Raw genomic sequence first — 24,197 nt, 5'->3', positions numbered from 1 at the left:
GTTGTTTCGCCGACACAATTTTGGAGCCTTTCCATGATCAAATGGATCATCATTCTTCTGATCGTCGCTGCCGCGGCAAGCCTGCTCGGCATGCCGGCACTGGCAGGGGCTGCCGCGACCGGCGCCCGAATTCTCATCGGCATCGTTCTCCTCATCTTCCTGCTGATCGTGCTTGGCGTTTTTGCGGTGACGTGAGAACGTCCGCCGATAACGCGCCGCACTGGTAATTCCGGCCCGTTTCCGCCATATAGCGCCAAACGGACACGGCTAACCGACGCGGAACCACCGGAGCAATGGCAGGCACGGCCCCCTTCGCCAGGATGAACGGCATCGGCAACGAGATCATCGTTGCCGATATGCGCGGTCGTGCCGATCGGGTAACCGCGGCTGCCGCCATTGCGCTGAACGCCGATGCCGCGACCAAGTTCGATCAGATCATGGCGATCCACGACGCCAGGACCCCGGACACCGCCTTCTTCATCGACATATTGAATTCCGATGGAACCGGCGCTCAGGCCTGCGGCAACGGCATGCGCTGCGTTGTCCAGGCGCTCGCCGCCGAGACCGGCCAGAAGACGTTCACCTTCGAGACCGTTGCCGGCATCCTCAACGCCAGGGAACATGCCGACGGATCGATCTCGGTCGACATGGGCACGCCGCGTTTTGGTTGGCAGGACATCCCGCTGGCCGAGGAGTTCCGCGACACCCGGATGATCGAGTTGCAGATCGGCCCAATAGATGCGCCGGTGCTGCATTCGCCCTCGGTCGTTTCGATGGGCAACCCGCACGCCATCTTCTGGGTCGACAACGATGTCTGGTCTTACGAGCTCGACCGCTTCGGCCCACTGCTGGAAAACCATCCGATCTTCCCCGAGCGCGCCAACATCACGATTGCGCAGGTCACTTCGCCCGAGACCATGGTCATCCGCACCTGGGAGCGCGGCGCCGGCCTGACCAAGGCCTGCGGCTCAGCCGCCTGTGCCGCCGTCGTCGCTGCCGCCCGCACCAAGCGCACTGGACGCAGTGTCACGCTGGTGACGCCCGGCGGCGGCGAACTACATGTCGAATGGCGCGACGACGACCACGTCATACTGACCGGTGCCGCCGAATGGGAATTTTCCGGCAGCTTCGACCCGTCGACCGGCGTATGGGCCCGCGACACCGAAAGCGCCGCCTGATGGGCGCTGTCTCCAACAAGGGTATCGAGGTCGTCACTTTTGGCTGCCGGCTGAACACCTATGAATCCGAAGTGATGCGCAGCCAGGCCGAAAGCGCCGGCCTCGGCGCGCTGGAAGGCGGCGCCATCATCTTCAACACCTGCGCCGTCACCAGCGAAGCGGTGCGCCAGGCCAGGCAGTCGATCAGAAAAGCCCGCCGCGAGAATCCGGCCGCCCGCATCATCGTCACCGGCTGCGCCGCGCAGACCGAGCCGCGGAATTTCACCGCAATGGACGAGGTCGATCTCGTCCTCGGCAATGAGGAGAAGCTCAAGGCGCATTCCTATCGCGCGCTGCCCGATTTCGGCGTCAACGACACCGAGAAGGCGCGCGTCAACGACATCTTTTCGGTGCGCGAGACGGCCGGCCATATGGTCGACGCCATCGAGGGCCGGGCGCGCGCCTTCGTGCAGGTGCAGAACGGTTGCGACCACCGCTGCACCTTCTGCATCATCCCCTACGGCCGCGGCAATTCGCGCTCGGTGCCGATGGGCGCCGTGGTCGAGCAGGTCAAGCGGCTCAGCGACAATGGCTATGCCGAGATCGTTCTGACCGGGGTCGACATGACAAGCTTCGGCGCCGACCTGCCCGGCGCACCGAAGCTTGGCAAACTGGTCAAGACTATCCTGAAGCAGGTGCAAGGCGTAAAGCGCCTGCGGCTTTCCTCCATCGATTCGATCGAGGCCGACGAGGATCTGCTCGACGCGATCGCCACCGAGCCACGGCTGATGCCGCATCTGCATCTGTCGCTGCAATCCGGCGACGACATGATCCTGAAGCGGATGAAGCGCCGGCACAGCCGAGACCAGTCGATCCGCTTCTGCGAGGATGTCAGGAAACTGCGCCCCGGCATCGTCTTCGGCGCCGACATCATCGCCGGTTTCCCGACCGAGACCGAGGCGATGTTCGAGAATTCCGAAAAGATTGTCGAGGAATGCGGCCTGACGCATCTGCACGTCTTCCCATTCAGCCCGCGCGAAGGCACGCCGGCCGCGCGCATGCCGCAGGTCCGTCGCGAAGTGGTCAAGCAGCGCGCCGCCCGGCTGCGCCAGGCCGGTGAAGCTGCCTACAGCAGCCATTTGTCGTCGCTCGCCGGCAGCCGCCAGTCGATCCTGGTCGAGCGCGACGGCCTCGGCCGCACCGAAGGGTTTACGCTAGCCGCGATCGCGGCTGGCGCGCCGGGCGAGATCGTCGAGGCCGATATCGCCGGCCATGACGGCGCTCGCCTCATCGCGGCGCCGCTCGCTGCCCGCGCCGCCTGAGACGATTGAAGCATGGCCGGTTTTTTCAAGAAGATATTTTCGTTCGGCAAGAAGGAAGTCGTCGAGGAGCGCATCGACGAGACCGCCCCCCTGCCGCCGATCAAATGGGACGCGCTGGAGGCGCTCAAGCCGGCGGCCGAGCAGACCGTTCCGGAGTTTTTGAAGCGCGAGGAGCCTGAGCCGGCGCCGGAGGCCCAGTCTCCGGTTGAGCCAATCTCGCCTCCTGTCGTCGAAGCCGCGCCGGCACCCCAACCGGTACCCGAGGAGCCAAAGCCCGAACCGACCCCGACCATTCCGCCAGCACCAGAGCCGGTCGTTCCGTCCGAACCGGAACCTCTGCCGGAGCCCGAGCCGATAGAGGAGCCCGAACCCGCTCCCGAGACGCCAGCGCCCGAGGAAATTCCAACACCGCCCGCGGTTCCCGAGCCTGCCCCCGAACCGCAGCCGCAGGAAGTACCTCCCGCGCCGGCCGAGCCGGAGATCGCACCGCCACGCCCTGAGACGCAGCCCGAACCTGCACCCGTCGAAGTGCCGACGCCGCCTGCTGAGGTTCCGGCGGAGACGCCGGCGCCGATCGAGGTGCCACCACCGACCTCGTCGCCTGCGCAGCTAGCTTCAGACGTCGCTGCTGCCCCTCATCCGCCTGCCGGCACCTTCTCCCCGTATAGCGACGGGGAGAAGGAGGCTGGCCGCAACGTTAGCGATCCCCCTCTCCCCGTCTCCATACGGGGAGAGGGTAAGGGTGAGGGGCGGCGCGAACCTGCGCAGGATTCGGCGCCGCGTGCCGAGGTTCGGTCCACATCGCCACTGCCTGAGATCCAGACCGCTGAAATCCTGCCCCCCATTCGCCAGCCTGCCCCGATCGAACCGGAGCCGATCCTCGCCGAAATCGCGCCCGAGCCGGAGGCCATTCCGCAACCAAAACCTGCTCCCGTCCCTGGCAAGGTGACCGTCACCAGGAAAGTCGAGCAGAAGGCGGAACCGCAAAAGGCGCCGGAACCGGCGCCTCGGCGCTCGTGGTTCCAGCGCATGAAGGACGGGCTTGCCCGTTCGTCCCGCGAGCTCACCGGCAACATCGCCGGCGTCTTCACCAAGAGGAAGCTCGACGAGGACACGTTGCAGGATCTGGAGGACGTGCTGATCCGCGCCGACCTCGGCATGGAAACCGCCCTGCGCGTCACCGATGCGCTGGCCGCCAGCCGCTACGGCAAGGATGTCTCCGACACCGAAGTGCGCGCCATCATGGCGGCCGAGGTGGAGAAGGTGCTGACCCATGTCGCCATGCCGCTGGAGCTCGACCTCTCGCACAAGCCGCATGTCATCCTGGTCGTCGGCGTCAACGGCACCGGCAAGACCACGACCATCGGCAAGCTGGCGGCCAAGCTCACCGATGGCGGCCTGTCGGTGATGCTCGCCGCCGGCGACACGTTCCGCGCCGCGGCGATCGAGCAGCTGAAGATCTGGGGCGAGCGCACGAAATCGCCGGTCATTGCCTCGAAACTCGGGGCCGACGCCGCGGGCCTTGCCTACGACGCCTTCGAGCGGGCCAGGGAGGCCGGCTCCGACGTGCTGATCATCGACACCGCCGGCCGCCTGCAGAACAAGACCGAGCTGATGGCCGAGCTGGAGAAGATCGTGCGCGTGCTGGGCAAGCTTGACCCGGAAGCGCCGCACACCGTGCTGCAGACGGTCGACGCCACCACCGGCCAGAACGCGCTCAACCAGGTCGAGATCTTCCGCAATGTCGCCGGCGTCAATGGCCTGGTGATGACCAAGCTGGACGGCACGGCGCGCGGCGGTATTCTGGTGGCGATCGCGGCAAAGCACAAATTGCCGGTCTACTTCATCGGCGTCGGCGAACAGGTCGACGACCTCGAACCGTTCTCGGCAAGCGAATTCGCCAGGGCGATCGCTGGAGTGGCCTAAAAAAGCATGACCCTCAAAAAGTTGCAGGCTTTTTGGACAAGATCATGCGTAAGAAGGAAACCATGAACCCGCCCATTCTCGAACGCGACCCGTCAGACCCGCAAAAGCAGAAGAAGGAAGCCGTCAATCCGCTGCTCAAGCTGGTGCTGGAGCTCGGCCCGTTGATGGTGTTCTTCTTCGCCAATGCGCGCGGCGAGTGGCTGACGCAGAGATTTCCCGCTCTTGCCGAATTCGGCGGGCCGATCTTCGTTGCCACCGGCCTGTTCATGGCCGCGACCGCGATCGCGCTGATCGCGTCCTGGCTGCTCACCCGCACGCTGCCGATCATGCCGATGGTGTCGGGCGTCGTCGTTTTCGTCTTCGGCGCGCTGACGCTCTACCTGCAGGACGACATCTTCATCAAGATGAAGCCGACCATCGTCAACACGCTGTTCGGCGGCGTGCTGCTTGGCGGCCTGTTCTTCGGCAAATCGCTGCTCGGCTACGTCTTCAATTCGGCCTTCAATCTCGATGCCGAAGGGTGGAGGAAGCTCACCTTCCGCTGGGGCCTGTTCTTCCTGTTCCTGGCCCTTGTCAACGAAGTGGTTTGGCGGAATTTTTCCACCGATGCATGGGTTACCTTCAAGGTCTGGGGCATCATGCCGATCACGCTTCTGTTCACCTTCAGCCAGATGCCGCTGATCCTGCGCCATTCGCTTGAGGACAAGACCGAGAAGGCGGAAAGGGCCGGCAAATAGAGCAATTCCCAGGAAAAGCGCGGAGCGCTTTCCCTGGGTCGATAGGTTGTCCATTCGGACCGAACGGAGGAGACGGGAATGGAGTTCATCACCACGCGCGACGAGCTGAGGACGGTCTACAAGACGCCGCGACCGACCGACGGTTCGATCCGCAAGGAGTTGCGGGCGCTGGACGGCCATTGCCGCTCCTTCATCGGCAAGAGCCCCTTCGTGCTGATCGGCTCATCCGACGGCGCCGGCAATGCCGACGTGACGCCGAAAGGCGACAGGCCGGGCTTTGCCGCCGTGCTCGACGAGAGGACCATCGCCATCCCCGATCGCCCCGGCAACAACCGGCTGGACACGCTGGAGAACATCCTTCTCAACCCGTCGATCGGACTGCTATTCCTCATTCCGGGCATGAACGAAACGCTGCGCGTCAATGGCGATGCCCGCATCACCGTCGATGCCGGCTTGCGCGAGCGCCTCGCCGTCGACGGCAAGCAGCCGCAGAGCATCGTCGTGGTGACGGTCAAGGCCGCCTACATGCATTGCGCCAAGGCCTTCATGCGCTCCGACCTGTGGAAGCCGGAGACCTGGTACGACCGCGCGACGCTGCCGACGCTCGGCCAGATACTGCGCGACCAGCTCGCGGTCGCCGATTCCGCGGAGGCAACCGATCGCTGGCTGGACGAGGAATACAAACACACGATGTGGTAGTCCGCGCAGGCCACGATACGTCAGAGCGCACCCTTGCTGAACATCCTCGCCATCTCCGGCAGCCTGCGGACCGCCTCCACCAATTCGGCCTTGATCGCGGCTCTGGCGCAAAACGCACCGCCCGGCTGCCGTGTCACCGTCTATGACGGACTCGGCCGATTGCCGATCTTCAATCCGGACGACGAGGGCGAACGGACGCCGGCCAAGGCCACGATGCTGATCGATGCGGTCAACAAAGCCGACGGCGTCATCGTCTCCGGCCCGGAATATGCCCATGGCGTGCCGGGCGGGTTGAAGAACGCACTCGACTGGCTGGTCTCGCGCGATGCAGCCGTCGGCAAGCCGGCCACGCTGGTGCACGCCTCGCCGCGCTCGCTGTTCGCCCGCGCCGCCCTGACCGAGATCATGCGCACGATGTCTTTCGCACTTTATGACGGCACGCCGCTGGAAATCGCATTGCTCGGCAAGAAACCGCCGGAGGTGGAGAAGACCCTGGCAGAACCGACGAATGTGCTTGCGATGCGCAATGCGCTCTTGGCCTTCGCCGACTTCATCCGCAGGCAAACATAGTCTCGTCATCCTAGGGCGGAGCAAGGAGCGAAGCGACGCGGCGCAGACCCTAGGATCCATGCCGTTACATCAAGGCGCTGCGGCGCTTACAGAATTCTGCACTGCAGCACTCTATGTCAAAGGTCACGGCATGGATCCTCGGGTCAAGCCCGAGGATGACGAATGAAAGGGCGCGCCCGTACCCTACGTTGCAGGCGCGCTACCCCTTCCTCAGCGTCTCGACATCGGTCTTGCCGACGTACCAGTCGCGCGCATTGACTTCCTCGAAGACCACCCAGACGTCTTCATTGTTCAACCCGGTGGCGTCCATGATGGCCGCCGTGACCTTTTTGGCGATATCAGCCTTCTTGCCGGCGGGATCGGCGGCGATGACTTCCTTGACGATGCGGATGTTGACGAATGGCATGATTTTCTCCCTTTGAACTTTGTTGGCTGCCGTCAGCAAGCGGACTCGAAATTCGCTCTGGCGAACCGGGTGGTGGCACCGGAAACCGCAGTGCAGCGGGCACTGCGGGTAAGCGCAGAAACGCCGTCAAAGGCCGCCAGAAAAGAGTTTCGAGCAGCCTCAATAAGTCTTGGCCCCGTTGACCATCAGCCGGACCATGTAAAGCGAGGTCGTGCCGGCGATGTAGAGGCAGTTCAGCTTGTTGCCGCCGAAGACGCAGTTGGCGGTCACCTCCGGCACCTTGACCTTGCCGATCAGCGTGCCGTCCGGATCGTAGCAGTGGATGCCGTCGGCCGCACTGGTCCAGATGCGCCCGTCCGCGTCGAGCCGGAAACCGTCGAACAGGCCGGCCGTGCAGTCGGCGAAGATCTTTTCGCCCGAAACCTTCTTGCCGCCCTTGCCGACATTGAACACCCGTATATGCGCCGGGTTTTGAGCACCGTGCGTGCGGCCGGTGTCGGCGACATAGAGCTTGCTTTCGTCGAGCGAGAAAGCGAGCCCGTTGGGCCTGACCATGTCGGTGATGACCGCCTCGACGTCGCCGGTGCCCGGATCGACCCGGTAGACATGGCAGGCGCCGATCTCGCTCTCGGCCTTGTCGCCCTCATAATCCGTATCGATGCCGTAGGTCGGGTCGGTGAACCAGATCGAGCCGTCGGATTTCACCACCGCGTCGTTTGGCGAGTTGAGCCGCTTGCCGCGCCATTTGGCGGCGATGGTGGTGATCGACCCGTCATACTCGGTGCGGCTGACGCGCCGTCCTGAATGCTCGCAGGTGACCAGCCGGCCCTGCCGGTCGACGGTGTTGCCGTTGGAATTGCCGGACGGCTGGCGGAACACGCCGACGCTGCCGTCGGTCTCGTCGTAGCGCAGCATGCGGTTGTTGGGGATGTCGGACCAGACCACATAGCGGCCGGCCGCGAACCATGCCGGCCCTTCGGCCCATCGGCACCCGGTGTACAGTCTGTCGACATTCGCATTGCCGTTGAACAGCCGCGCGAAACGCGGATCGAGAATTTCATAGTCTTCGGCGGGCATGTTTCCTCCAGTCATCCAATCCAAAATGCCGCGCGATCAAGCCAGCCGGCGATCGATATGGCAAGATTCGATCGCGTCGCAGCTTCGCATTTGTAGGACAAAAAAGCTTGATACGCGGCGGCGGTGGGCATGAGGCTTCGTTGAAACCGCGGCCCGCGATGTTAACCCGCTATGCGTGCAGCGCAATGGTGCATTGCAACATCTTCTTTTTGCAACGCACCATTACTATGTCATGCTCCGTATCGATCAAGGGAGGAACAACCGGCCGCGAGAATGCGGCACAGAAGGAACCTTGCTATGATCCTCGACAGCCTCATGAGCCGCGCTCGCGCAAGCATCGCCAAGCGCCGCCACTACAACCGCCTCGTCGCCGAAATCGACAGCTTTTCCAGCCGCGATCTGGCCGACATGCGCGCCGATCGCTCGGAAATGCTCTACCAGGTCCACAAGCAGATCTACGGCTGAGTTCGGTCGACCGAAGGCAACGCCGCATCACCCTGATGCGGCCAGCGCCTTCTCGATCTGCGGCAGCAAAAGATCTCTCGCCGTCTCTGGCGTCAGCGGGCCGACATGTTTGTAGGCGATCTTGCCGTCCTTGCCGATGACGAAGGTTTCCGGCACGCCGTAGACGCCCCAGTCGATCGCCGCGCGCCCCGCTTCGTCGACACCGATCGCCTGGAACGGATTGCCGAGATCGCCAAGGAAGCGGCGGGCATTTTCCGGCTGGTCCTTGTAGTTCAGCGCCGCCATGCTGAAGCGCTTGTCCTGCGACAGCGCCAGCAGCACCGGATGTTCTTCCCGGCACGGCGCGCACCATGACGCAAAGACATTGACCAGCGTGACCTTGCCGATAAAGGCTTTCGAATCGAGACCGGGCAGGTTCACACCCTCCAGCGCCGGCAGATTTGTCGGCGGCGCCGGCAGCCCGATCAGCGCCGACGGCACTTCCGAAACGTCGCGTCCGGACAAAAGCTGCAACAGGAACAGCCCCGCCAGCGCCATGAAGACCAGTAGCGGCAACAGCACGATCAGGCGCCGGCGCGCCGGCGCTTCTGTTTGCGTATTCATGATTTCCCGGCCTTGTCGGAGCGGCGTCGCACGCCGGATGCTTCCAGTTCGGCGAGATCGCGTTTGCGCGCCCGCTGGTCGATGAGGATCCAGCCGATCAGCCCGGCCAGCACCACGGCCGTGATGGCATAGGCGGCCGCCACATAGAGCGCATGCACGCTCATGCCTGCCGCTCCGCGAGCGTACCACTTTCCAGCCCGAGCATTTCGCCGCGTTCGAACATGCTTATCCCTTAACCTTGCGCCATCGGCTTCGCAATCGACCGCAGCGACGCAGCCATTGCCCTAATCCGTCCCATGCCGCAGTGCCAGCGCCGCCGCCACCGGCCCCAGTACGGCAAGAAACAGGGTCAGCGCGGCAAGAATGAGGAAGGGCTGCAGGAACGGGTCGGGATCCGCGACCGCGCCATAGCTTGCCGAGACGCCGAAGATCAGCACCGGGATGATCAGCGGCAGCACCAGCACCGAGATCAAGAGCCCGCCGCGTGGCAACGCCACCGCCACCGCCGCGCCGGCCGCGCCGATGAAGGTGATCGCCGGCGTGCCGACCAGGAGCGTCAGCGCCGTGGCGCCGATGCCGACCGGCGCCATGTTCATGAACAGGCCGAGCAAGGGCGCCGCTATCACCAGCGGCAGCACGCTGCCTGCCCAATGCGCCAGGCATTTCACCAGCACTGTCAGCGCCAGCATGTGCCGGTCGTTGCCGAGCACCAGGAGATCGAGCGAGCCGTCCTCGCGGTCGGCCTGAAACAGCCGGTCGAGGCCGAGAAGGCAGGCGAGCAGGGCGGAAATCCAGAGAATTGCCGGACCGATGCGGGCCAGCAGGTTGAGATCCGGCCCGACGCCGAAGGGGATGGTGACAATCACCGCCAGGAAGAAAATGACGCCGGTCAATGCGCCGCCGCCGGCGCGGATGGAGAGGCGGATGTCGCGCAGGAAGAGGGCTAGCATGTTTTGAGATGCTCGCGCTTGAACACCCCCCTCTGTCCTGCCGGACATCTCCCCCTCAAGGGGGGAGATTGGCAGCTTCGTTGCTGCGCCCAACTTTCAACGAACGAAATTGGCGAAAGCAGTTGTGACAGCCAATCTCCCCCCTTGAGGGGGAGATGTCCGGCAGGACAGAGGGGGGCGCGAAGGATCGCCGACATTACCCGGTCATCCTCAATTCCCTCGCCCCTTCAATCCCCAGCGGCAGATGCGTCGCTGCGACAATCATCCCTCCGTCCCGACAGTGCTTCGTCATCACCCCGCCGAACCGTCCTTCCGAAGCCTTGTCCAGCCCCCCCGTCGGCTCGTCGAGAAGCCACAGCGGCCGCCGGCTGACCAGCAGTTTCGCGATGGCGGTGCGGCGGCGCTGCCCCGTCGACAGATACCCGAACGGCAGATGGCCGATGCCATCAAGCCCGACCGTGTCCAGCGCCTCTTCGACGCTCAGCGCCGGCTCGCCCGAAAAATCGCGCCAGAAGCGCAGGTTTTCCGCTACGCTGAGCGCTGGCTTCATCGCGTTCTGATGGCCGAGATAGTGGCAGGCCGAGGCGACCGACGGAAAGTCCGCCGCTCCGCCCTCGATCCGCACCCGACCTTCCGCCGCCGGCAGCAGTCCGGCGATGACCCTGAGCAGCGTCGATTTGCCCACGCCGTTCGGCCCGGTGACGACAAGCGCCTGGCCTTTCTCGAGAGCAAACCCGATGCCGGAAAACACCGTTTCGCCACCCCGTTCGCCGCCCAGATTTTCGGCGATCAGCCGCATTCCTTGCCCGTCCCGAAAACACGGCGCCGCGGCAGGTACCGCATCGCACAAAATAGCCTTTCGACTGTCTAGAACTATTCCAGGAAATTCTCTATATGCGTGGCATCCGTGCCAGCGGTCGGCACGGGAACAGAATTTGCGCCGAACCAGCGCACGCGCCGCCTTGAACGGCTCGGGTTGCTTGGGAACGGACAGCGGAAATGGCCGTACCCGCACCTTTGCGCGTGATTGCATGCCATCGGCGTCCGTTCCCTTTCAGGCTGAACAGACAAGGACGGATCGCACGTGTCAAAATCCCTCGACAGTTTCAATTGCCGCCGCACCCTGACCGCGGGTGGTGCCGACTATGCCTATTTCGACCTCATCGAGGCCGAGAAGAACGGCCTGACCGGCATCGCCCAGCTGCCCTATTCGATGAAGGTGCTGCTGGAGAACCTCTTGCGCAACGAGGACGGCCGTTCCGTCACCAAGGAAAGCATCCAGGCGGTCGCCGGCTGGCTGACAGACAAGGGCACCGCCGGCGTCGAGATCGCCTATCGCCCGGCCCGCGTGCTGATGCAGGATTTCACCGGCGTTCCCGCCGTTGTCGATCTCGCCGCCATGCGTGACGCCATGGCCTCGCTCGGCGGCGACCCGCAGAAGATCAATCCGCTGGTGCCCGTCGACCTGGTCATCGACCACTCCGTCATTGTCGACGAATTCGGCACGCCGATGGCTTTCGCCCGCAATGTCGAGCTTGAATATGAGCGCAACGAGGAGCGCTACAAATTCCTGAAATGGGGCCAGCAGGCCTTCCGCAACTTCCGCGTCGTGCCGCCCGGCACCGGCATCTGCCATCAGGTCAATCTCGAATATCTCGGCCAGGTCGTGTGGACCAATAGCGAGGACGGCGAAACCACCGCCTATCCCGACACCTGCGTCGGCACCGATTCGCACACCACCATGATCAACGGCCTCGGCGTGCTCGGCTGGGGCGTCGGCGGCATCGAGGCCGAGGCCGCCATGCTCGGCCAGCCCGTCTCCATGCTGTTGCCCGAAGTCATCGGCTTCCGCCTCACCGGCAGGCTGAAGGAGGGCGTCACCGCCACCGACCTCGTGCTGACCGTCACCCAGATGCTGCGCAAGAAGGGCGTCGTCGGCAAGTTCGTCGAATTCTTCGGTCCGGGTCTGTCCAACATGACGTTGGCCGACCGCGCCACCATCGGCAACATGGCGCCCGAATATGGCGCCACCTGCGGCTTCTTCCCGGTCGACTCAGAAACCATCCGCTATCTCACCATGTCCGGCCGCGACGAAAACCGCATCGCCCTGGTCGAGGCCTATGCGAAGGCGCAAGGCATGTGGCGCGACACCGGCTCGGCCGACCCGGTCTTCACCGACCTGCTCGAGCTCGAGCTCGGCGATGTCGTGCCTTCGATGGCCGGCCCCAAGCGACCGGAAGGCCGCGTTGCGCTGGAAGGCATCCCGGCCGGCTTCGCCAAGGCGATGGAGACCGAATACAGGAAGGCCGCCGAAATCGACAAGCGCTACGCCGTCGAAGGCACCTCGCACGATCTCGGCCATGGCGATGTCGTCATCGCCGCCATCACCTCCTGCACCAACACCTCGAACCCGAGCGTGCTGATCGGCGCCGGCCTCTTGGCGCGCAACGCCAACCGCCTCGGCCTCAAGCAGAAGCCGTGGGTCAAGACCTCGCTGGCGCCGGGCAGCCAGGTGGTGGCCGAATATCTGGAGAAATCCGGCCTGCAGAAGGAGCTCGACCAGATCGGCTTCAACCTGGTCGGCTTCGGCTGCACCACCTGCATCGGCAATTCCGGCCCGCTGCCGGCGCCGATCTCCAAGACCATCAACGACAAGGGTTTGATCGCTGCCGCTGTGCTGTCCGGCAACCGCAATTTCGAAGGCCGCGTCTCGCCCGACGTGCAGGCCAACTACCTGGCCTCGCCGCCGCTGGTCGTCGCTCACGCGCTGGCCGGAACCGTGACCAGGGACCTGACCACCGAGCCGCTCGGCGAGGACAAGAACGGCAATCCGGTCTACCTTAGGGATATCTGGCCTAGCTCGGCCGAGATCCAGGAATTCATCGAGAAGAACGTCACCCGCGAACTGTTCGCCCGCAAATATGCCGACGTCTTCAAGGGTGACGAGCACTGGCAGAAGGTCAAGGCGCCGGAAGGCCAGACCTATGCCTGGGACGACAATTCGACCTATGTGCAGAACCCGCCCTATTTCGCCGGCATGACCTCGGGCTTCGGCAAGATCGGCGACATCAAGGGCGCCCGCGTTCTCGGTCTCTTCGGCGACAAGATAACCACCGACCACATCTCGCCGGCGGGCTCCATCAAGGCGGCGTCGCCGGCCGGCAAATACCTCACCGACCATGGCGTCGGCGTAGCCGACTTCAACCAGTACGGCACGCGCCGCGGCAATCATGAGGTGATGATGCGCGGCACCTTCGCCAACATCCGCATCCGCAACCACATGCTGGGCGAGAACGGCCGCGAAGGCGGCTACACCATCCACTATCCGTCGAAGGAAGAGACGTCGATCTACGACGCCGCCATGGAATACAAGAAGGAAGGCGTTCCGCTGGTCATCTTCGCCGGCGTCGAATATGGCAACGGCTCGTCGCGTGACTGGGCCGCCAAGGGCACCAATCTTCTGGGTGTCCGCGCCGTCATCGCCCAGTCCTTCGAGCGCATCCACCGCTCGAACCTGGTCGGCATGGGCGTCATCCCCTTCGTCTTCGAGGAAGGCACTTCCTGGGCCTCGCTCAATCTCAAGGGTGACGAGCTGGTCGAGATCGACGGGCTGGACGCCATCAAGCCACGCCAGAAAATGGTCGCCAGGATCACCTATGGCGACGGCACGGTGAAGAATGTGCCGATCATCTGCCGCATCGATACGCTGGACGAGCTCGACTACTTCAAGAACGGCGGCATTCTGCAGTACGTGCTGCGCGATCTGGCGGCTTAAAGCAGCAAGGGAATAGGGGAGTAAGGGAGTAGGGAAAAGGATGCCCTACTGCCCTACTGCCCTACTGCCCTACTGCCCTACTGCCCTACTGCCCTACTGCCCTACTGCCCTACTGCTTCCCAAACCGCGCCGTCGCCGCCAAAAGCACGCCAAGCATCACGGCATTGAAAATGTGCCACAGGAAATGCGTGCCGAGCGGAAAGCTGCCGCAGACCAGCGGATCGACCATCCTGCAGATCACCGACACGACGAAGATCGCCGAGCCCGCCAGATTGTACCAGCCGGCGCGATTGCCGCTGGCCGCCACCCAGGCGCCGAAGAAGGCAAGCGCCAGGAACGGCGGCAGATAGCCGGTCGTGCCGTTCGAGGCCTGGCGCAGCCAATCCGGCACGGCGAAGGTGATGAGCCCGGCGACGGCATAGAAGGCGACGAAGACGACAATCGCCTTGCCCCATTTCATGCCGAGGAAGCGGCGCAGGTTGAACAGCGTGTAGGCCAGCGTGAAGCCGGCGATCGGCAGCACGTCGGCCCAGATCGTACCGTGATTGGCAAAGGTGTGGAACAGCGCCGAGCCGATGCCGATCGCCACCACCCACCAGGCCAGCACCTCGGCGAAGGTGCCGGTGCCGCGCCGCCGCACTTCCCGAACACCCCACAGTCCGGCCGCGATGAAGGCAAGGTTGGTCAAGGCATTGACCGGTTCGGCCCAGAATTCCGGCCCGGTCCGCTCGCAATAGAGGTCGATCGGCGTCAGGAAAGTTTGCCACATGCTGATATTGCCGCCCGAATCTGTCACTACCTTACAGTGCAGGCCTTTCCTATGGCTGCTTTGCCGGTGGTTGCAACGGCAAAATTTCACCGCAACGTGACTTCACGTTGACTGTCGCTTCTGCCACATATTTCAGCAATCAGAACAAGGCCGGCATCACCGGCGGGAATTGGAACGGCCATGACATCTCGAAGACCATTGCGGCTTGCGGCCTTTGCGCTGGCCTTCTCGGTGCTTGCCGGCAATGGTCTTGCCGGCGAGGCCGACAAGCTCCAGTCTGACCGGCCCTTGGGCGTGGTCGAGCTTTTCACCAGCCAGGGCTGCAATTCCTGCCCGCCGGCCGACGAGTTCTTTACCGAGCTTGCCGCCAAGGGGGACATCGTCGCGCTCGCCTATCATGTCGACTACTGGGACTATCTCGGCTGGCAGGACACGCTGAGCCGCAAGGAGAACACCGAGCGGCAGTATGACTATATGCGCGCTTTCGGCAGCCGGTCCGTCTATACGCCGCAGGCCGTCATCAATGGCCGCAGCCATGTCAACGGCGCCAGCCGCAGGGACGTCGATGGCGCGCTCGCTCGCATGGAGAAATCAGGCGAAGGCATGCGGGTCGGCATCAAGGTCAGCCGCACCAGCGACCGCGTCATGATCGATACCGGCGATGCCGGAACCGGCCCCAGCGACGCCCACGTCGTCATCGTCTATTTCGACCCGCCGCAGACGGTCACGATCGCCAAGGGCGAGAATACCGGCCGCAGCATGACCTACTGGAACGCCGTCTCCGGCATCCAGACCGCCGGCATGTGGCACGGCAAGGCGCAGCGCTACGAATTGCCGCTGAGCGAGATTTCCAAGAAGAAGGGCGGCTGTGCCGTGCTGCTGCAGTCGGTCGGCAAGGACGGCCTGCCCGGTCCCATCCTCGGCGCCGCCTTCATCCGCAAGCCTTAACCACAGCCTCTTCCTTCTCCACTTGTGGGAGAAGGAAAGCGCTCCACCCGGCCCAATAAAAAACCGGCGCCAGCTTGCTTCTGACGCCGGTCATTTAGGTTTTGGGATCGTCGCACCTGATTTTCCCCAAGGGAAAACCGAGGTTGGTTCGATCCGACGCAGACCCGTGGGCGGGGGGCTTGGGGTTTACGAGCCGGTGCCGGACCGAACCGTCTCAGGCAACGCCGGTAAATTCGTCGGACATTGGGGCATGAGCGCGGATAAAAAAAGGCAGAATTGTGGCGGACCATCACCAATTCCAACGATCGTTTCAAAACGTGACTGGACACATTGGAAACGGCCCCGACGCTGCCATGGCCCGACCGGGCCTTGCAATTCCATGCTGAAAGCGTCAACTTTGGCCGGCGAAAGATTCATTCGAAGGATCGAGGCATGACTGATCGCGGCAGCGGGACGGAGGATGGGGACGCATCCGCAATATTGATCCCGTTGCATGAGGCGAGACGCGAACGCCTCGACCAGCCGGTGCGCTTCGAACGGCGCGAGCTGGACCAGATTCTCAGGCTTTACGGACGCATGGTCGCCGCCAATGAATGGCGCGACTATGCCATCGATCATCTTGCCGACCGTGCTGTGTTTTCCGTGTTCCGCCGCGCCAGCGAGGTGCCTTTGTTCCAGATCGTCAAGGATCCGAAGCTGGCCCGCAAGCAAGGCGCTTTCGCCGTCATTGCCGCTGGCGGCCGCATCCTCAAGCGCGGCCAGGAGCTCGGCCGCGTGCTTGGCGTCTTCGACGGCAAGCTGAAGCTGGTCAAGGCTTAAATCACTGTTTCTGTTTTAGAAATCTCTGCTCGGGCAGCGAGTTTGGATCGGGCGGAGCCAGCGCCCCGTCATTGATCGGCAGTTGCATGAACACCGTGTCCAGCCAACGCCCGTGCTTGTAGCCGGAGCCCTCCAGGCGACCCGAATGGCGAAAGCCGAGCTTTTCATGCAGCCGCACCGAGGCGCTGTCCGGACGGCCGTCGCCGATCACCGCGATGACCTGGCGGAAGCCCGCCGCCTTGGCCGCTTCGATCAGCCCCTGCATCAGCTTGAGCCCGACACCCTTACCCTTGGCTTCGGGCGCGACATAAACGGAATCCTCGACGACAAAGCGGTATGCCGGGCGTGGCCGGAAGGCGCCTGCATAGGCATAGCCGAGCACGGCGCCGTCCTTTTCCGCCACCAGATAGGGAAAGCCGCCCGCCTTCAGGCTGTCGAATCGGCTCCCCATCTCGGCGCGGCTCGGCGGCTCGAGCTCGTAGCTCGCCGTGCCATGAGCCACCGCGTCGGCATAGATTTCCGTGATCCGGTCGAGGTCCGCTGATCTGGCGGGCCGTATCGTGATTCTGCTCATAATTTATGCAAGCCGTTCATCTGCCTTTCATAACAGCAAAGGCAGCCACAAAAGGAAAGGGCGGCCGTTGGGCCGCCCCTTCCAAACTCACTGGTCCAGTGGACCGACCTGCGCTTTTAACGACGGTCGCCCATGAACTGCAGCAGGAACATGAACAGGTTGATGAAGTCGAGATAGAGCGTCAGCGCGCCCATGATCGCCTTGCGGCCGGCGACATCGGTGGCGTCGCCCTCGAAATACATCTCCTTGATCTTCTGCGTGTCATAGGCGGTCAGGCCCGAAAAGATCAGCACGCCCAGCGCCGAAACGGCGAAGGACAAAGCCGACGACTGCAGGAAGATGTTGATCACCATCGCGATGATCAGGCCGAATACGCCCATCACCAGGAACGAGCCGAACGCCGTCAGGTCGCGCTTGGTCGTATAACCGTAGAGCGACAGCGCGCCGAAGGCCGCGGCGGTGGCGAAGAAGGTCTGCGAAATGCTGGCCGTTGTATAGACCAGGAAGATCGACGACAGCGACAGGCCGACCAGGCCGGCGTAGACCCAGAACGTGGTCTGCGCGGCCGAGACGCTCATCGACTGGACGCGGAACGACAGGAACAGCACGGCGGCCAGCGGGGCCAGCATCACCACCCAGCGCAGCGGCGAGCCGAAGATCGCGTAGCCGAACGAGGTAAGCATTTCGCCGCTCGGCAGCGTCGCAACAGCCGAAGCCGGATCGCTGGTGGTGGCCAGCATGATCGTGCCGACGGCAGCCAGGCCTGTGATGAGCAGGCCAAGCCCCATCAGATTGTAGACCTTGACCATATAGGCGCGCAGACCCTGGTCGATGGAGACGTCGACGCCGGCGCCGGGCACGGCGCGCGTCTGATAATTACGAATGGGTTCAGCCATGGTAGTCCTCTATTGCTTCTGCCCCGTCGGGTGTCAGGTCAATTCGGACCAAGGCGCCGCTGGCGGGGCTCCAGCATGCCTGCCGCGAAATATGATGGTTCTTGACGACAAGAACAAGACCGTAACCGGGTGTAATGCTTCGTGAGGCGTCGAAAATCCGGATTTATTCGCTTTCATGGCGCTACATGAACGAGATTTAATCAAATACCGCTCAGTCGGCCCTTGCGAATCACAGATTGCGCAGCACCGGCGCCGCCTTGTGGCCGAGCACCCGCCACGTGCCGGCAAGGCCGATACCGACCGTGACCGCCAGCGCAAAAACGATCGTGGCCACCGCCACTTCAGGCATGAAATGCGACGGCAGCGTCATGATGCGTGCGACAACGAACCACGCTGCGATCCCGCCCGCCGCCAGCGCGAAGATCGCCGTGGCAAGCCCGATCAGCATGTATTCCAGCGAAAAGGCCGCGATCAGCGTCTTCCTGGTGGCGCCCAGCGTCTTCAGCACCACCGCGTCATGGATGCGGGCCCGGTTGCCGGCGGCGAGCGCGCCGGCCAGCACCAGCACCGAGGCGATCAGCGCCACGCCGGCCGCGGCGCGGATGGCCGTGCCAAGCTGCGCTACCAGGCGGTTGACGATGTCGAGCGCGTCCTTGACCCTGACCGTCGTCACCGCCGGAAAGGCCCGGGTCACCGCGTTGAGCAGGCGGGCATCGTCGGCCGCCGAGGCGTTCTTCTCGGTCAGCGTCGCCAGCCAGCCGTGCGGCGCGCCGGCAAATGTGTTGGGCGAGAACACCATGACGAAATTGATGCCCATCGTTTCCCACTCGACCTGGCGGAAATTGGCGATCCTGGCCGTCACATTGCGGCCGAGCACATTGACGGTGACGGTGTCGCCGAGCTTCAGCCCGATCTCCTTGCCTTCCTCGGCGGAGAACGAAACCAGCGGCTCGCCGGTATAATTGTCCGGCCACCATGTCCCATCGGTCAGCGTCGCATTGGCGGGCAACCTGGCGTCGTAGGTCAGCCCGCGATCGCCGCGCAGCACCCAGGCGCCTTCCGCCGGCACCTTGACCTTGCCGACATCGACCCCGTTCAGCGCCATCACCCGGCCGCGCAGCATCGGCACCTTGACCAGCGTTCCCGCCGGAGCCTCCTTGCCGACCAGCGTGGAAAACGCATCGACGTCGCTGTTCTGGATGTCGACGAAGAAGAAGTTCGGCGCCCGCTCCGGCAGGCTGCCGGAGATCTGCCGCCGCAGATTGCCGTCGATCAGCGCCAGCGTCACCAGCAGCGTCAGCCCGAGCCCGAGCGACAGCACCACCGACGGCGTCAGTGCGCCCGGCCGATGGATGTTGCCGATGGCGAGCCTGAGCGCCGTCGAGCGGACGCGCGGGCTCTTCCTGGCGGCCGACTGCACCAGCACGCCGACGACGCGCAGCACCAGGAAGGCAAAGACGGTGGCGCCGACGAAGATCGAGGCGATGCGGCGGTCGCCGGAAAACAGAATGGCCAGCGCCGCCAGAGCGAGCGCGATGCCGAGCGCGGCGGCGACATAGATCAGGCGCGGAAAACCGCGGCCTTCGAAGCCCATTTCGCGAAACAGCGCCGTCGCCGGCACGTCACGCGCGCGGCCGAGTGGAAGCAGCGCGAAGGCCAGCGTCACCAGCAACCCGAACAGCGCCGCCATGCCGAGCGCGCCGGGATAGAAGCCGCCTTCCGCCGGCACCGGAATGACGGATTGCAGCGCAGCGCTCGCCGCGAACGGCATCAGCGCCCCGAGCACCAGGCCAAGCGCGATGCCGAGGCCGGCGATCATCAGGATCTGCACGAGATAGACGGCAAAGACGAAACCGCCCGAAGCCCCCAGGCTCTTGAAGGTGGCGATGACGCCACGCTTGCCGTCGAGATAGGCGCGCACCGCATTGGCGACGCCAACGCCGCCGACCACCAGCGCCGTCAGCCCGACCAGGGTCAGGAACTGCGAGAAGCGCTCGATATTGGAGGACAGCGCCGGCGCGGCATTGCTGCGCGTGCGAATCGACCAGCCAGCCTCGGGAAATTCCTTGGCGGCCTGGTCCTGTATGGCCTTGATATCAGCTTCGCTGGCGCCACTGGGCAGCCGGATCTTGTAGGCATTTTCGACGAGGCTGCCCGGCTGGATCAGGCCGGACGCGGCAAGCCCGTCGGTCGAGACCATCAGCCGCGGCGCAAAGCCGAAGCCGTCGGACACGGCGTCCGGCTCGCTGACCAGCCTGGCGCGCAGTTCGAAGGTGGCGCTGCCGAGTTTCAGCCGGTCGCCGATCGCAAGATGCAGTCGCTCGAACAGCAGATCGGGTGCTGCGGCGCCGAAAACGCCGGACCGTTCGCCGAACAGATCTTGCCTGGACACTGCCGGCTCGGTTTCCAGCGCGCCATACAGCGGATAGGCCTGGTCGACCGCCTTGGCCTCGACCAGCGCCTGGTCGGATCCGTCCTCGAGCCGCGCCATCGAGCGCATATTGGCGCTGTGCGAGACCGTGCCCAGCCCATCGAGAAAAGCCTGCTCGATTTGCGTCGCGGCGCGCTGGTTGATCTGGAAACGCAGGTCGCCGCCAAGCAGCGTCTGGCCCTGGTTGGCGACGCCGGCGGTAATGGCGCGCGCCACCGAATTGACGCCGCCGATCGCCGCCACGCCAAGCGCGATACAGGCGAGGAAGATCAGAAAGCCGGACAGACCACCACGCATCTCTCGCAGCGAAAACCGGAAAGCGAGTTTCAGCGTGCGCGATAGCGACATCAGGCCGGCACCTTGCCGGCGGTTGGCGACGGCACGGCTGCGTCCTCGATCCGGCCCGAGCGCATCGAAACCTGGCGCGAGCAGCGCGCGGCCAACGCCGGGTCATGCGTGACCAGCACCAGCGTCATGCCGCGCTCGGCTGCCTTGGCGAACAGCAGATCGGCGACCTGCCGCCCCGTCGACTGGTCGAGATTGCCGGTCGGCTCGTCGGCGATCAGGATACGCGGCGACGGCGCCAGCGCACGGGCGATCGCCACGCGCTGCTGCTCGCCGCCCGACAATTCGCCGGGGTAATGGGTGACGCGGTCGCTCAGGCCGACGGCCGCCAGCTCTCGCGCCGCCACGCCAAATGGATCGGCATGGCCGGCCAACTCAAGCGGCACCGCGACATTTTCGAGCGCCGTCATGTTGGGGATGAGGTGGAAAGACTGGAACACGATACCGATGTTTCGCCCCCGAAACGATGCGATCTGGTCCTCGCTCTTGCCGTTCAGCAGCTCACCGGCGATTCGTACCGTACCCGAATCGACCCTCTCCAGGCCTGCAAGCACCATCAGCAGCGTCGACTTTCCCGAACCCGATGGGCCGACGATGCCGGTTGCCTCGCCGCTTGCCACATCGAGGCTGACGCCTTTCAGCACATGGACGGAGGACGCGCCTTCACCGAGCGTCAGCGATACGTCTTTCAGCGCGATGACGGCTTCTGTCACAATTAAATCGTCCTATATGGGAGAATGGAGGCTGGAGCATCGCCTTCGTCGAAAGACCGTTCCTCGTCATATGGGGCCTGCCGCATGGCTTTCAAACACTCCCTTGCCGCAGCCTTCATGGTTTTCCTCGCGTTTTGCGGTGTCATTTCGTCGGCGCGCGCCGAGCCTTTGCAGATCGTCGGCTTCGGCGACAGCCTGATGGCGGGTTTCAGCCTCGGCCCGGGCGAGGGCTTTACCGACAAATTGCAGGCGGCACTTCGCGCCAAAGGCCATGATGTGACTGTCGCCAATGCGGGGGTTTCCGGTGATACGTCGAGCGGCGGCCTGTCGCGGCTCGACTGGTCGGTGCCGGACGGGACCAAGCTCGTCATCCTCGAACTCGGCGCCAACGACATGCTGCGGGGCATCTCTACCGCCATCACGCAAAAGAACCTGGACGACATGCTGGCCAAGCTCAAGCAGCGCAAGATTGCCGTGCTTTTGGCCGGCATGCGCGCCGCGCCCAATCTCGGCGCCGATTACCAGAACAGCTTCGATGCGATCTTCCCGAAACTGGCCGAAAAATATGGCGTTCCGCTTTATCCGTTCTTTCTCGACGGCGTCGCCGGCGAACCCGCATTCCAGCTCGACGATGGTCTGCACCCGAACGCCAGGGGTGTCGACCGCATGGTCGAGCGCATCCTGCCGACGGTGGAAAAGGCCATCGCCACGGCTCAGGGCGCTTCTTGAAGGGCAATTCCGATGACGCCACCGCATTCCGTTAGGGAAACTTTCAGGCGGGCCTGCGACCAACAAACCGCTTGCTCCGTTTGAATATCGGTGATTCGCTAGGGACCAGAGTTCGATTCGAGGACAGGAGGCTCATCATGCCACGTCTTTTTACCGCCCTCGAAATTCCGCGTGATGCCGCCCTTTCGCTGTCCCTGCTCAGGGGCGGCCTGCCCGGGGCCCGCTGGATCGACGTTGAAAATTACCATCTGACGCTGCGCTTCATCGGCGATGTCGAAGGCCATGTCGCCGACGAGATCGCCAACGCGCTCGACCGTGTCCACCGCCCCTCTTTCGCCCTGACGCTGTCCGGCGTCGGCGCCTTCGGCCAGAAGAAGCCGCATGCGGTGTGGGCCGGCGTTTCCGCCTCGCCCGACCTCTCCGCCCTCCAGGGCGAGATCGATCGCATCTGCCAGCGCCTCGGCATCCCCGCCGATCCGCGCAAATTCATGCCGCATGTGACGCTGGCGCGCCTGCGCAATTCGAGCCCGCTCGACGTCGCCCAATATCTGTCGGCGCGCGGCAATTTTTCGACGCTGCCCTTCCGCGTCGGCCGCTTCGTGCTGATGTCGTCGCGCGATTCGGTCGGCGGCGGACCCTACATCGTCGAGGAGGCCTGGCCGCTGTCGAGCGCCGATGCGCGCGCCGCGAGCCGGCTGGCCAGCGTCTCCGACGCCTCGCGGATCATGCGATGACGGCCAGGGAAAAACTGGGCAAGGAAGCCATCGCCGAGGCGCTTGCCAGCCTCGACGGCTGGGCACTGGCTGGGAATGGCGGCTCGATCAGGCGCAGCTTCGTCTTCAAGAACTTTTCCGAGGCATTCGCCTTCATGACTCGCGTCGCGCTCGCGGCGGAGAAGATGGACCATCATCCCGACTGGTCGAATGTCTACAAGACCGTCGATGTCACGCTGAACACGCATGACGCCGGAGGGGTCACCGCGCTCGATATCGAGCTGGCCAGGAAGATGAACCGCTATTTCGGTGGCTGAACCCGCGTGTTGCGATGTCCGCAATACGGCTGAGTATCCCAAATCGGCAGCGGCATCTTGCAGCGGGGTTCGGGTTTCACCACATTTTCCCTCGCGGTCGCCCGTTATGTCCACGTGGCGTTCGGCAAGGAGAGGTTGATGGTGCAAAAATCCGGATTTGATTTCTTCGGCTTTGGCGGCAAGCTGGGCGACGAGGGCGAAGTGCGCGCCAAATTCTGGCGCACCGCCAAGAAGGCCGCCCGCCATATCCCGTTCATGGAAGAAGTGGTCGCCGCCTACTACTGCGCCATGGACAGAAAGACGCCGCTGCGTGCCAAGGGCATATTGCTGGCCGCGCTCGGCTACTTCGTGCTGCCGGTGGATGCGATCCCCGATTTCGTCTTCGGGCTCGGCTTTACCGACGACATCGCCGTGCTGACCGCCGCGATCACCGCCGTCAGCGCCCATATCACGCCGGCGCACCGGCTGGCCGCCAGGGAGGCGATGGCCGACAAGAGCTGAGCCGGCACAACGCCGGCGGGCCGTGTGAAAAGTCAAACTCTTGCCGCTTTCGTGGCCTCCAAGTCGGCCCAGGGACACCATGTCCACCGCTTTTCCAGCGGTGGCGCGGGAATGGCGGCGGTTTCCTGGGGTGAGGGTCCTTTTCCCAAAGGAAGTTCACCGTTTGGTAACCCAGATTAAATCAAAATGAAGCGACGGCAGGACGCTATGCGGATCTGCCTCCGCACCATTTGGAATACAGGAAAAACGATGCGCGGATTGATTGCTACAGTTTCAAGCCTGGTCCTGGTGGCTTTGACAGCGCCGGCCCTGGCGCAATCGGCGACCAAGATCGGCCAGCACAATGCCTGGGGCACCTACAGCTACAAGGCTTCGGGCGGCAAGGTCTGCTATGTCTTGACGGTGCCAACCGACAAGCAGCCGCCGACGCTCGACCATGGCGACATGTTCTTCTTCGTCAGCCAGCGGCCGGGACAGCAGATCTCCTACGAGCCGCAATTCATCGCCGGCTACAATTTCCAGGAAGGCTCAAAGGCAACCGTCACCATCGACAAGAAGAGCTTCTCGATGTTCACCCGCGGCAAGTCGGCCTGGGTGGAGAACGCCGCCGAGGAACCGGTGCTCATCGCGGCGATGAAGACCGGCACTGACATGAAAGTGTCGGCGAAATCCGGCCGCGGCAACACCACCACCTACGTCTTTTCGCTGAAGGGCATTTCCGCGGCGTTGGCGTCGATCGCCAAGTGTAAGTAGGC

27 protein-coding genes are annotated in these 24,197 nt (G+C 63.9%); 16 read left to right on the top strand and 11 right to left on the bottom strand.

Annotated features, from left to right (window positions below):
- Positions 1-33 precede the first annotated feature (33 nt).
- The 7 genes from AC0L2H_RS18110 (at position 34) to AC0L2H_RS18080 (ending at position 6,411) form a co-directional block, all read left to right on the top strand.
- A complete protein-coding gene (locus AC0L2H_RS18110; protein WP_006327034.1) occupies positions 34-195 on the top strand; it encodes a DUF1328 family protein in 162 nt (53 codons plus the stop codon).
- A gap of 98 nt (positions 196-293) precedes the next feature.
- Entirely contained in the window at positions 294-1,178 is an 885-nt protein-coding gene (gene dapF, locus AC0L2H_RS18105) for a diaminopimelate epimerase (protein ID WP_473591475.1), read from the top strand.
- Positions 1,178-2,479, top strand: a complete 1,302-nt coding sequence (mtaB, locus tag AC0L2H_RS18100; RefSeq protein WP_473591474.1) for a tRNA (N(6)-L-threonylcarbamoyladenosine(37)-C(2))-methylthiotransferase MtaB — start codon at positions 1,178-1,180, stop codon at positions 2,477-2,479. The genes dapF and mtaB overlap by 1 nt, the downstream gene beginning before the upstream one ends.
- 12 nt (positions 2,480-2,491) lie before the next feature.
- Entirely contained in the window at positions 2,492-4,405 is a 1,914-nt protein-coding gene (ftsY, locus tag AC0L2H_RS18095; protein WP_473591473.1) for a signal recognition particle-docking protein FtsY, read from the top strand.
- A 62-nt stretch (positions 4,406-4,467) separates the two neighbouring features.
- Positions 4,468-5,142: a septation protein A gene (locus AC0L2H_RS18090; protein ID WP_473591616.1), complete on the top strand. Its 675-nt coding sequence runs from the start codon at positions 4,468-4,470 to the stop codon at positions 5,140-5,142.
- A 78-nt stretch (positions 5,143-5,220) separates the two neighbouring features.
- Entirely contained in the window at positions 5,221-5,841 is a 621-nt protein-coding gene (locus AC0L2H_RS18085; protein WP_473591472.1) for a pyridoxamine 5'-phosphate oxidase family protein, read from the top strand.
- A gap of 33 nt (positions 5,842-5,874) precedes the next feature.
- Positions 5,875-6,411, top strand: a complete 537-nt coding sequence (locus tag AC0L2H_RS18080; protein ID WP_473591471.1) for an NADPH-dependent FMN reductase — start codon at positions 5,875-5,877, stop codon at positions 6,409-6,411.
- A gap of 199 nt (positions 6,412-6,610) precedes the next feature.
- Here AC0L2H_RS18080 and AC0L2H_RS18075 read toward each other — a convergent pair whose 3' ends face one another.
- Entirely contained in the window at positions 6,611-6,817 is a 207-nt protein-coding gene (locus AC0L2H_RS18075; protein ID WP_473591470.1) for a tautomerase family protein, read from the bottom strand.
- A gap of 159 nt (positions 6,818-6,976) precedes the next feature.
- On the bottom strand, positions 6,977-7,894 hold the full coding sequence (locus AC0L2H_RS18070) for an SMP-30/gluconolactonase/LRE family protein (protein WP_473591469.1): 918 nt from the start codon (positions 7,892-7,894) through the stop codon (positions 6,977-6,979).
- A gap of 297 nt (positions 7,895-8,191) precedes the next feature.
- Between AC0L2H_RS18070 and AC0L2H_RS18065 the strand changes: the two genes are divergently transcribed.
- Positions 8,192-8,359 carry a hypothetical protein gene (locus AC0L2H_RS18065; RefSeq protein WP_008873374.1) on the top strand — a complete coding sequence of 56 codons (168 nt, stop codon included), beginning with the start codon at positions 8,192-8,194 and terminating at the stop codon, positions 8,357-8,359.
- A gap of 27 nt (positions 8,360-8,386) precedes the next feature.
- Here AC0L2H_RS18065 and AC0L2H_RS18060 read toward each other — a convergent pair whose 3' ends face one another.
- From AC0L2H_RS18060 to ccmA, 4 genes are all read right to left on the bottom strand, one after another.
- Positions 8,387-8,962: a DsbE family thiol:disulfide interchange protein gene (locus AC0L2H_RS18060; RefSeq protein WP_473591468.1), complete on the bottom strand. Its 576-nt coding sequence runs from the start codon at positions 8,960-8,962 to the stop codon at positions 8,387-8,389.
- Positions 8,959-9,126 carry a heme exporter protein CcmD gene (ccmD, locus tag AC0L2H_RS18055; RefSeq protein WP_473591467.1) on the bottom strand — a complete coding sequence of 56 codons (168 nt, stop codon included), beginning with the start codon at positions 9,124-9,126 and terminating at the stop codon, positions 8,959-8,961. The genes AC0L2H_RS18060 and ccmD overlap by 4 nt, the downstream gene beginning before the upstream one ends.
- Before the next feature lie 120 nt (positions 9,127-9,246).
- Positions 9,247-9,912 carry a heme exporter protein CcmB gene (gene ccmB, locus AC0L2H_RS18050; RefSeq protein ID WP_263792158.1) on the bottom strand — a complete coding sequence of 222 codons (666 nt, stop codon included), beginning with the start codon at positions 9,910-9,912 and terminating at the stop codon, positions 9,247-9,249.
- Positions 9,913-10,108: 196 nt separating this feature from the next.
- A complete protein-coding gene (ccmA, locus tag AC0L2H_RS18045; protein WP_473591466.1) occupies positions 10,109-10,711 on the bottom strand; it encodes a heme ABC exporter ATP-binding protein CcmA in 603 nt (200 codons plus the stop codon).
- A 285-nt stretch (positions 10,712-10,996) separates the two neighbouring features.
- Here ccmA and acnA point away from each other — a divergent pair, with 285 nt between their 5' ends.
- Positions 10,997-13,687, top strand: coding sequence for an aconitate hydratase AcnA (gene acnA, locus AC0L2H_RS18040; protein ID WP_473591465.1), 2,691 nt, complete (start codon positions 10,997-10,999; stop codon positions 13,685-13,687).
- A gap of 109 nt (positions 13,688-13,796) precedes the next feature.
- Here acnA and AC0L2H_RS18035 read toward each other — a convergent pair whose 3' ends face one another.
- Positions 13,797-14,456 carry a ceramidase domain-containing protein gene (locus AC0L2H_RS18035; protein ID WP_473591464.1) on the bottom strand — a complete coding sequence of 220 codons (660 nt, stop codon included), beginning with the start codon at positions 14,454-14,456 and terminating at the stop codon, positions 13,797-13,799.
- Positions 14,457-14,636: 180 nt separating this feature from the next.
- Between AC0L2H_RS18035 and AC0L2H_RS18030 the strand changes: the two genes are divergently transcribed.
- Together AC0L2H_RS18030 and AC0L2H_RS18025 are read left to right on the top strand one after the other, a co-directional pair.
- On the top strand, positions 14,637-15,404 hold the full coding sequence (locus AC0L2H_RS18030; protein WP_473591463.1) for a DUF1223 domain-containing protein: 768 nt from the start codon (positions 14,637-14,639) through the stop codon (positions 15,402-15,404).
- A 432-nt stretch (positions 15,405-15,836) separates the two neighbouring features.
- Positions 15,837-16,223: a DUF2794 domain-containing protein gene (locus AC0L2H_RS18025; RefSeq protein WP_473591462.1), complete on the top strand. Its 387-nt coding sequence runs from the start codon at positions 15,837-15,839 to the stop codon at positions 16,221-16,223.
- A 1-nt stretch (position 16,224) separates the two neighbouring features.
- On the opposite strand, the gene AC0L2H_RS18020 is transcribed toward AC0L2H_RS18025, so the two are convergent.
- The 4 genes from AC0L2H_RS18020 to AC0L2H_RS18005 all read right to left on the bottom strand — a co-directional run bounded on the left by AC0L2H_RS18020 (position 16,225) and on the right by AC0L2H_RS18005 (position 21,182).
- Positions 16,225-16,797, bottom strand: coding sequence for a GNAT family N-acetyltransferase (locus tag AC0L2H_RS18020; RefSeq protein WP_473591461.1), 573 nt, complete (start codon positions 16,795-16,797; stop codon positions 16,225-16,227).
- 116 nt (positions 16,798-16,913) lie between these two features.
- Positions 16,914-17,693, bottom strand: coding sequence for a Bax inhibitor-1/YccA family protein (locus AC0L2H_RS18015; RefSeq protein WP_473591460.1), 780 nt, complete (start codon positions 17,691-17,693; stop codon positions 16,914-16,916).
- Positions 17,694-17,922: 229 nt separating this feature from the next.
- Positions 17,923-20,472 carry an ABC transporter permease gene (locus AC0L2H_RS18010; protein ID WP_473591459.1) on the bottom strand — a complete coding sequence of 850 codons (2,550 nt, stop codon included), beginning with the start codon at positions 20,470-20,472 and terminating at the stop codon, positions 17,923-17,925.
- Positions 20,472-21,182, bottom strand: a complete 711-nt coding sequence (locus AC0L2H_RS18005) for an ABC transporter ATP-binding protein (protein WP_473591458.1) — start codon at positions 21,180-21,182, stop codon at positions 20,472-20,474. The genes AC0L2H_RS18010 and AC0L2H_RS18005 overlap by 1 nt, the downstream gene beginning before the upstream one ends.
- 84 nt (positions 21,183-21,266) lie before the next feature.
- Here AC0L2H_RS18005 and AC0L2H_RS18000 point away from each other — a divergent pair, with 84 nt between their 5' ends.
- From AC0L2H_RS18000 to AC0L2H_RS17980, 5 genes are all read left to right on the top strand, one after another.
- Positions 21,267-21,911, top strand: a complete 645-nt coding sequence (locus AC0L2H_RS18000; RefSeq protein ID WP_473591456.1) for an arylesterase — start codon at positions 21,267-21,269, stop codon at positions 21,909-21,911.
- Between the two features lie 137 nt (positions 21,912-22,048).
- Entirely contained in the window at positions 22,049-22,645 is a 597-nt protein-coding gene (thpR, locus tag AC0L2H_RS17995; protein WP_473591455.1) for an RNA 2',3'-cyclic phosphodiesterase, read from the top strand.
- Positions 22,642-22,941, top strand: a complete 300-nt coding sequence (locus tag AC0L2H_RS17990) for a 4a-hydroxytetrahydrobiopterin dehydratase (protein ID WP_473591454.1) — start codon at positions 22,642-22,644, stop codon at positions 22,939-22,941. The genes thpR and AC0L2H_RS17990 overlap by 4 nt, the downstream gene beginning before the upstream one ends.
- 138 nt (positions 22,942-23,079) lie before the next feature.
- Positions 23,080-23,442, top strand: a complete 363-nt coding sequence (locus AC0L2H_RS17985) for a YkvA family protein (protein ID WP_473591453.1) — start codon at positions 23,080-23,082, stop codon at positions 23,440-23,442.
- Between the two features lie 249 nt (positions 23,443-23,691).
- Positions 23,692-24,195 carry an invasion associated locus B family protein gene (locus AC0L2H_RS17980; RefSeq protein ID WP_107651953.1) on the top strand — a complete coding sequence of 168 codons (504 nt, stop codon included), beginning with the start codon at positions 23,692-23,694 and terminating at the stop codon, positions 24,193-24,195.
- Positions 24,196-24,197 lie beyond the last annotated feature (2 nt).

The sequence above is a fragment of the Mesorhizobium sp. WSM4871 genome (assembly GCF_055811295.1).
The sequence above is the reverse complement of the archived record's forward strand: the minus strand, read 5'-3'. Positions and strand labels throughout refer to the sequence as shown.

Coding starts and splice junctions, on each gene's coding strand:
- ccmA (WP_473591466.1), bottom strand. CDS start 10,711: ATGCGGCTGATCGCCGAAAATCTGGGCGGCGAACGGGGTGGCGAAACG.
- AC0L2H_RS18035 (WP_473591464.1), bottom strand. CDS start 14,456: ATGTGGCAAACTTTCCTGACGCCGATCGACCTCTATTGCGAGCGGACC.
- AC0L2H_RS18010 (WP_473591459.1), bottom strand. CDS start 20,472: ATGTCGCTATCGCGCACGCTGAAACTCGCTTTCCGGTTTTCGCTGCGA.
- AC0L2H_RS18000 (WP_473591456.1), top strand. CDS start 21,267: ATGGCTTTCAAACACTCCCTTGCCGCAGCCTTCATGGTTTTCCTCGCG.
- AC0L2H_RS18065 (WP_008873374.1), top strand. CDS start 8,192: ATGATCCTCGACAGCCTCATGAGCCGCGCTCGCGCAAGCATCGCCAAG.
- AC0L2H_RS18090 (WP_473591616.1), top strand. CDS start 4,468: ATGAACCCGCCCATTCTCGAACGCGACCCGTCAGACCCGCAAAAGCAG.
- AC0L2H_RS17985 (WP_473591453.1), top strand. CDS start 23,080: ATGGTGCAAAAATCCGGATTTGATTTCTTCGGCTTTGGCGGCAAGCTG.
- AC0L2H_RS18085 (WP_473591472.1), top strand. CDS start 5,221: ATGGAGTTCATCACCACGCGCGACGAGCTGAGGACGGTCTACAAGACG.
- ccmB (WP_263792158.1), bottom strand. CDS start 9,912: ATGCTAGCCCTCTTCCTGCGCGACATCCGCCTCTCCATCCGCGCCGGC.
- ftsY (WP_473591473.1), top strand. CDS start 2,492: ATGGCCGGTTTTTTCAAGAAGATATTTTCGTTCGGCAAGAAGGAAGTC.
- AC0L2H_RS18070 (WP_473591469.1), bottom strand. CDS start 7,894: ATGCCCGCCGAAGACTATGAAATTCTCGATCCGCGTTTCGCGCGGCTG.
- thpR (WP_473591455.1), top strand. CDS start 22,049: ATGCCACGTCTTTTTACCGCCCTCGAAATTCCGCGTGATGCCGCCCTT.
- mtaB (WP_473591474.1), top strand. CDS start 1,178: ATGGGCGCTGTCTCCAACAAGGGTATCGAGGTCGTCACTTTTGGCTGC.
- ccmD (WP_473591467.1), bottom strand. CDS start 9,126: ATGAGCGTGCATGCGCTCTATGTGGCGGCCGCCTATGCCATCACGGCC.
- AC0L2H_RS17990 (WP_473591454.1), top strand. CDS start 22,642: ATGACGGCCAGGGAAAAACTGGGCAAGGAAGCCATCGCCGAGGCGCTT.
- dapF (WP_473591475.1), top strand. CDS start 294: ATGGCAGGCACGGCCCCCTTCGCCAGGATGAACGGCATCGGCAACGAG.
- AC0L2H_RS18020 (WP_473591461.1), bottom strand. CDS start 16,797: ATGAGCAGAATCACGATACGGCCCGCCAGATCAGCGGACCTCGACCGG.
- AC0L2H_RS18075 (WP_473591470.1), bottom strand. CDS start 6,817: ATGCCATTCGTCAACATCCGCATCGTCAAGGAAGTCATCGCCGCCGAT.
- AC0L2H_RS18015 (WP_473591460.1), bottom strand. CDS start 17,693: ATGGCTGAACCCATTCGTAATTATCAGACGCGCGCCGTGCCCGGCGCC.
- AC0L2H_RS17980 (WP_107651953.1), top strand. CDS start 23,692: ATGCGCGGATTGATTGCTACAGTTTCAAGCCTGGTCCTGGTGGCTTTG.
- AC0L2H_RS18110 (WP_006327034.1), top strand. CDS start 34: ATGATCAAATGGATCATCATTCTTCTGATCGTCGCTGCCGCGGCAAGC.
- AC0L2H_RS18060 (WP_473591468.1), bottom strand. CDS start 8,962: ATGAATACGCAAACAGAAGCGCCGGCGCGCCGGCGCCTGATCGTGCTG.
- AC0L2H_RS18030 (WP_473591463.1), top strand. CDS start 14,637: ATGACATCTCGAAGACCATTGCGGCTTGCGGCCTTTGCGCTGGCCTTC.
- AC0L2H_RS18025 (WP_473591462.1), top strand. CDS start 15,837: ATGACTGATCGCGGCAGCGGGACGGAGGATGGGGACGCATCCGCAATA.